5 protein-coding genes are annotated in these 5839 nt (G+C 49.6%); 3 read left to right on the top strand and 2 right to left on the bottom strand.

Annotated elements, in window-relative coordinates:
- The first annotated feature begins 553 nt into the window (after nucleotides 1–553).
- Complete coding sequence (locus AAFO90_RS23690; protein ID WP_347511020.1) at nucleotides 554–853, top strand: hypothetical protein; 300 nt, start codon at nucleotides 554–556, stop codon at nucleotides 851–853.
- Nucleotides 854–1061: 208 nt separating this feature from the next.
- Entirely contained in the window at nucleotides 1062–1646 is a 585-nt protein-coding gene (locus AAFO90_RS23685) for a hypothetical protein (RefSeq protein WP_347511019.1), read from the top strand.
- A gap of 162 nt (nucleotides 1647–1808) precedes the next feature.
- On the opposite strand, the gene AAFO90_RS23680 is transcribed toward AAFO90_RS23685, so the two are convergent.
- Nucleotides 1809–2357 carry a recombinase family protein gene (locus AAFO90_RS23680; RefSeq protein WP_347511018.1) on the bottom strand — a complete coding sequence of 183 codons (549 nt, stop codon included), beginning with the start codon at nucleotides 2355–2357 and terminating at the stop codon, nucleotides 1809–1811.
- A gap of 938 nt (nucleotides 2358–3295) precedes the next feature.
- Here AAFO90_RS23680 and AAFO90_RS23675 point away from each other — a divergent pair.
- Nucleotides 3296–4687, top strand: coding sequence for a hypothetical protein (locus AAFO90_RS23675; protein ID WP_347511017.1), 1392 nt, complete (start codon nucleotides 3296–3298; stop codon nucleotides 4685–4687).
- Nucleotides 4688–5207: 520 nt separating this feature from the next.
- Here AAFO90_RS23675 and AAFO90_RS23670 read toward each other — a convergent pair.
- A complete protein-coding gene (locus AAFO90_RS23670; RefSeq protein ID WP_347511016.1) occupies nucleotides 5208–5714 on the bottom strand; it encodes a YecA family protein in 507 nt (168 codons plus the stop codon).
- Nucleotides 5715–5839 lie beyond the last annotated feature (125 nt).

Below are 5839 nucleotides of genomic sequence, written 5' to 3'. Positions count from 1 at the left end.
ACATGGCGCCATCGGCTATCGGCCGCCGCAAGAAGTGGAGGAAACTTTCTACGCAAGCATAAACGCTCTTGATCACGTCGCCTAAGTTTTGAACAAAAAACTCTCCGGCAAACCCGGGGCGGTTCACCTGAACTCACTCAATTAGTTTCAAATCGGGCTCTTAGACATACCATGAGGGACCGGCTCAGAGAGGTGGAAGCTCCACTGGAGTTGATTGACCAGATTGGGGGATGGTCTAGTGTGGGTGGTGTTGGCTCGAAGTATGGGAAGGGCTATAGATTGGGTACTGTTCGGAAGTGGTTTGAGCGAATTGAAATGGCTGACTGAAAAATTTACCTGAAAAGGAAAGCGCACAACACAGCTGAGGTATCCAAGGAGTGGGTTGTGTGGACGGGGGATTTGTGTCCTCATTCGAATCGGAATTTGAACTATCGAAGAAGGCGTTATCGTGATTAACGTTAGATCAACCCTGCTTCTTGTTGGACCACTCTTGCTTGCAGCTTGCGTGAATCATATTGAGGCGGAAACGACTCCTGTAAAGGACCCAAGGGTCGTGGCGACCGCTAAGACGCTTGTCGCTGAACGAATGCGAGATCCTGAAGCAACTCGTTTTAAGCAGAATTTCCAAGCTTACCGAACCAAACAGGGCGACTATATTGTTTGCGGAACACTGAACGCCAAGAACGCAATGGGCGGATACGTGGGCTACAAGCCTTTTTACGTGCGCATGCGTAACAATCAGATTGAAGCATTTAAGTTGCCTTCGGAAACTGACGAATACAACATCATGCTCAACAATGTTAGAAAAACTTGTTCTGATGCCGCTGCGGGTATGTTGATGGTCGGCAGCTAGCCGTTGGACGGTTGGCCTCAACGGACAAAGAAATAAATTTTTTGCGCTTGAAGGCTCGGCAGCAAAGCGAAGGCTGACTGGAGTTTCTGGCAAGATTGTTTGACGCTCGCCTTCTGAGTTCGGGATGTTTGTTTGTCTGTAGTCTGTACTGGTTGATTGATTCAGCACTGGGTGCCAGTGAAAAGAAGACGTGAAGGAAGTAGATCAGATGAATTTCATGAAGGTTTCTCTATTAGTGGCAACACTAGGTGTTCTGTCGTCGGTGCGTGCAGTGGCCGGGCCATTTGGCGTGGACTCAACTGACGGATTTGACTTGGATCAGTATGAATGCTCAGAAATTGCTAAGGCATTCTACTCTTGCGAAAACGTTCCCAAGCCCCATCCGGACTTTGAACAGTATATCGTTCAGTATCACCCTGAGGTCGGGGTTTGTATGATAAAAGGGGTTGGGAAAGATATTCAAGACAACCGCTACGGAGGGAGTACCGTTTCAGCGGTGGATGAGATTTATGGCCAAGTGTCTTCAAAATATGGAGAGGTCAAGAAGTTTGACTACTTAATGACTGGGTCTATATGGGATGAGCCTGAAGATTGGATGATGGGCCTCGCTAAAGATGAGCGGACATACGCATATTTCGGCGAAATCACTCCCGTTGTAGATGGGATCTCGAAGTATATAGTCGCCGGAAAAGCGTCACGGTCAGATGTTGGCTATGTAATCGTCGAGTTCCATACGCCGGTGACTGACGATTGCGATACGAAGGCTAGCGACGATGCTGCCTCAAGTTTTTGAACTGATATGAGTATCTGATGGCGGTGATTTTATAGGCTCGGCAGGCTTTGAGAGAATCGTTTGTCTTGGATCCTGAGGCGCAAACCAGCCAAGGCCAAACCGTTTCGGAATCTTCTGGAGGGTCCCACGTTTGATTTGGGGACCGTCCGTTTAGCTACCCCTTCAGGCTTCTTCGTTCAGTATCCGGTGGACTGACATACGGCTGATGCCCAGCGCCTTTGAGATCTTGTAAGTGGACAGGCCGTCTTTCCTGAGATCTCTGACCTTCTGTCTGTCGATCCGCTTCTTGCCACCCTTGTAGACGCCTTTGGCTTTGGCCTTGGCGATACCTTCTGCCTGTCTCTTGCGGATGATGTTCCGTTCGAACTCAGCAAACGCCCCCATCATCTGAAGTTGGAGCATGGCAAAGGCATCATCAGAACTTGCTGAGAAGGTCAGTCCCTCTGACTTGAAGGTGATTGTTACCCCCTTGCTGTTCAGGGTATCGATGATTGACTGAAGGTCTCTCAGGTCCCTTGCCAGTCGGTCAATGGAGTGAACAACTACAACGTCCCCGTCTCTGGCGTAGTCGATCATCTCCTGAAGCGCTGGGCGGCCTGCTGCTGACTTGCCCGATAGTTTCTCTTCGAAAGTCTTATCAACCTGCCCAAGATCCTGCCGATCAAGATTCTGGTCTGTGGTGCTCACTCGTCTGTAGCCTAGGGTCGCCATGGTAACCTCAGTTGGTAACATTTGGATCTAGACTAAGGTGATTCTGGTCACAAATGGAAGTAAAATAACCCAAATGGTACTATCTGGCAGTAACATGCGACCAGTAACAGCAGGCTGTACATTGTTGAGACTTGTAAGGATCTACACACCCTCGAGGTGTTGATGCATGTAGCATTCACCTTTAGCCTGATGGGGTTGATACAGGAGATCGTGCTATGGGTGTCTTCGGGTGGATCTTGTTCTTCGCAGGAGGGGTCCTTGCATTCGTTAATGGCGTGATCGGTGACGGTGGCATTGCTAACGTTGCTGGCACCGTAATCGGGTGCGCCTTGCTCGTGAGTGGGTCTGTGTTTGTTGGGGCGGCTACCGTAAGAAGGGCGCTTTTGGTGACCATGATGGTCAACGGCAGGCAAATCACCTTGAAGCCAGTTGGGGATGGGCAGTTTGTAGGACCGGGTGATAGTGTCCAGCTTATCCACTTTGCGTCATTGGAAGATGCCACGGCTCATTACAGCAAGGTGAGCAACACCACCGCCGAAGGTGAGCATGGTGCGTCTCGATAGCAAGATCCATCCAGGGTTGCGCCCCCTCTTTGATGTTTACTTCTAGCTTTTCCAGATTCTGTTAAGTAATTGATTTATATACACATTCCTAGGCCACAAGAGCTGTCGTTGCAGAGTCTGGAAAAGTTATGGAATATCAAAGACTTAAGCTGATTGCGGTGATTTTCCTTGCAAAAAAGCCGATTACGTGATACTTATTGACAATGAAACGATTGGGTTGGTCTGTATGACTGACCCCTTTTTGTTTCTACTGCGGGCACCCTTGGTGAACCCGTAATCTCTCAAAATCTAGCACGACGTACCCTGCCTTGATGCAGGCTTAGACCCTTCTGGGGTCTTTTTTGCGTTGTGCGTCCCCAATCAGAAGGAGTGCATATGACTACAACTGTTCAACCAGTGAATTTTTACAAACCCATTTGGCGGGCGTACAATCAAGAAGCCAAAGACTGGGTTCAGACTATTTTGAACGATATTGGCTTTGATAAGGCCAGCAAGCCACAATGTGATGCAATGGCTTCGTTTCTACACACCGCCAGATGGTGCCTGTTGTCAGGTAGACCGCTGGCTTGCCCTAGGGACAACGGATACTGGACACGCTACCCACTTGTCGGGGCGCCTACCATCTCGGCTCTCACTGATAAGATGCAGGGCAAGTATCTACAAAAAATCGACGGATCTGGTCGTTGGGTTATTGAGGAAGATGAGCATGGGAAGAAAACCTCCGTGACAATCACGACACTACATAAGGTTGATCCCGTTCTGACTCAGTCGCCTTACTTTGATACATCTGAATTCATTGACGTTGGCAGACCGCAAGTTCTCGTCGGCGAGAAGGAGACCAGAGGCCAAAAGGAAGCTCGAAAGCTCAGCGGGTCACCCTCGCCAAAGTTTGGCCTGAGAGCTGCTGAACGAGAATTCAAAAAACCGTATCATCAAGCTAAGGATCAGGTAAACGAACTGAACAAGTTTTATCAGCTACATCCTCTTAGGCTTCCTGCTATCGGCATCACAGGGGCGTTGTGTGGCTCTGTGGGGCGCATCTTTCACCATGGGAGGCTAGACGCAGGGGGGCGCTTCTATGGTGGCTACACCGGGCTGAAAGGGGCCCCCAGGCTTAAATCTACCATTGACGGAGAGCCTATCGTTCAGATTGACCTTAATGCTGCACAACCAATCCTGTTCTCTTCCCTGATGGGCTACAAAATCAAGGACACGGGCAGAGAGAACGGCATCTGGTATGACCTCTATGGAGAGATGGCTCAAGAGTTGGTGAGGGGTAACTATGAGAAGCTGGATGAGGAACGGGCAAAACTCAAAGCAGTTGGCGTTGAACTGATCGGATATGGCGACCCACGTAAGAGACGCCCATCAGCGGAACTTAAGAGCAAGCATGGGATAAGTGGAAGATGGGAATTCGAGATCTACCGTGACAAAATCCTCGAGTGGGTGCCTGCCCTTCGCCATCTGGACAGGGATTACTTGAATGGAGCTGGTTTCCTCACGTTTCACGAGAGTGAGATCGTTCTTAGGACCATTCAAGAGCTTCATGCTCTAGAAGTCCCTGCCTACCCCATGCATGACTGTCTAATCGTGAAGAAATCTGATCAAGATCTTGCCCTTCGGATCTTCAGGGAAGTGGCTAATATTTACATCCAACACCATTGTAGAGCCAACAACAGGTCAGAGGTGATCAATGTTATGGTAGGATGTTCCCTTGAAGCTTATGATCAAAGGAAGAAGAGAATTAAGGGCTACTATCTGGATTAGTAAATGAATAAGAAGGTTACCATAGGCTTTGTACCTTATGTGGTAACCTTCGGTTCCCATCTAATAGAATGATCGTATAAGCTATTGATTTAAAATAAGATTGCAGGAGAGGTGGAGGGTGGCTTTATTGAAGTGTCAATGGCAAACCTGTTTTGGAATATTTCTCTTGGTCTTGGCTTCCAATCCGGTGTGGCCGGAGGTGTTTTACCCGTCCGCAGAACGTGCTCTTGAGCTCTATGAGCAGTGCCTTAACGCAACCTCCCTTCAGGATCTGGAGCAATATGAGGTTCCCGCCAGAGTTGAAGCACACAATGCCGTTAGGCCCCCATTTGATTCAGCGACAAGTATGGTTCAGGGCACGTTGGCCGAATGGGAACAACGCTGCCTTGATAGAAAAAGATCGTTTCTCGGCCAATGAAGCCAGTTGATTGGGCTAATGCGCAAGGCCCTGTGCTGGCATACGTAGCAGCAGGAGGGCATCCGCCTTGACCCGTATGCCTGTGGGGCCCCTCAGTGGCTCTCAGGGGGCAGTCCATGGCTTCCAAAACTCATGAACACCCACCACAGTTGTCGGAATGGCCTTTGCTGCCTCGTCCAGAGCTTTGGGTAGCTCATCCTCTGGAATACCCAAGAGTGATTGACCACTATCATCGAAAAGGTGGACTATGATTGGCGTCATGAGGTGGCCATGCTCCCGGCTTGCAGTCAACTTTAGCCAATCTCTGGGCCTGAGGGACACGGCCTCCATAAATCCTTCGCACCAATCCATTGCTATGACGTGGCCATCAGCACTTTCCCAGAAGATCGGGCTTAGTTCTGAGGGGGACGATGCAAGGTCTTTGGCTATGCTCCCGTGCAAGTGATCTACGGTCTCGACTACCCACTTGGGAAGATTGTCTGGGGCATCTCCAAGAGCCTTACGTAGCCACTCTTCACGAGAAATAGGCGCTGGGCTGCACACTACACCGTGTAGAAAACCATCAAGATCCGACAGCATCATGCAGTCCTCAGGGCTGTCATCAGACATTAAAGCGGTTCCAGCTTTCATTGAATCAAAGGGGATTCACAGCGGGCTATTTTTCTGATTCATCCTGTTCAGGAGGATCAGATCATGCCCAACCCGCTTTCTGCCGATATTCGAGCCCGTTTTGA

Origin of the sequence: Phaeobacter sp. CAU 1743, from assembly GCF_039839315.1 — a bacterium.
GTDB lineage: Bacteria > Pseudomonadota > Alphaproteobacteria > Rhodobacterales > Rhodobacteraceae > Phycobacter > Phycobacter gallaeciensis_A.
Note: the sequence above shows the minus strand (reverse complement) of the source record. Positions and strands in the feature narration are given on the sequence as shown.

Coding starts and splice junctions, on each gene's coding strand:
- AAFO90_RS23685 (WP_347511019.1), top strand. CDS start 1,062: ATGAATTTCATGAAGGTTTCTCTATTAGTGGCAACACTAGGTGTTCTG.
- AAFO90_RS23680 (WP_347511018.1), bottom strand. CDS start 2,357: ATGGCGACCCTAGGCTACAGACGAGTGAGCACCACAGACCAGAATCTT.
- AAFO90_RS23675 (WP_347511017.1), top strand. CDS start 3,296: ATGACTACAACTGTTCAACCAGTGAATTTTTACAAACCCATTTGGCGG.
- AAFO90_RS23670 (WP_347511016.1), bottom strand. CDS start 5,714: ATGTCTGATGACAGCCCTGAGGACTGCATGATGCTGTCGGATCTTGAT.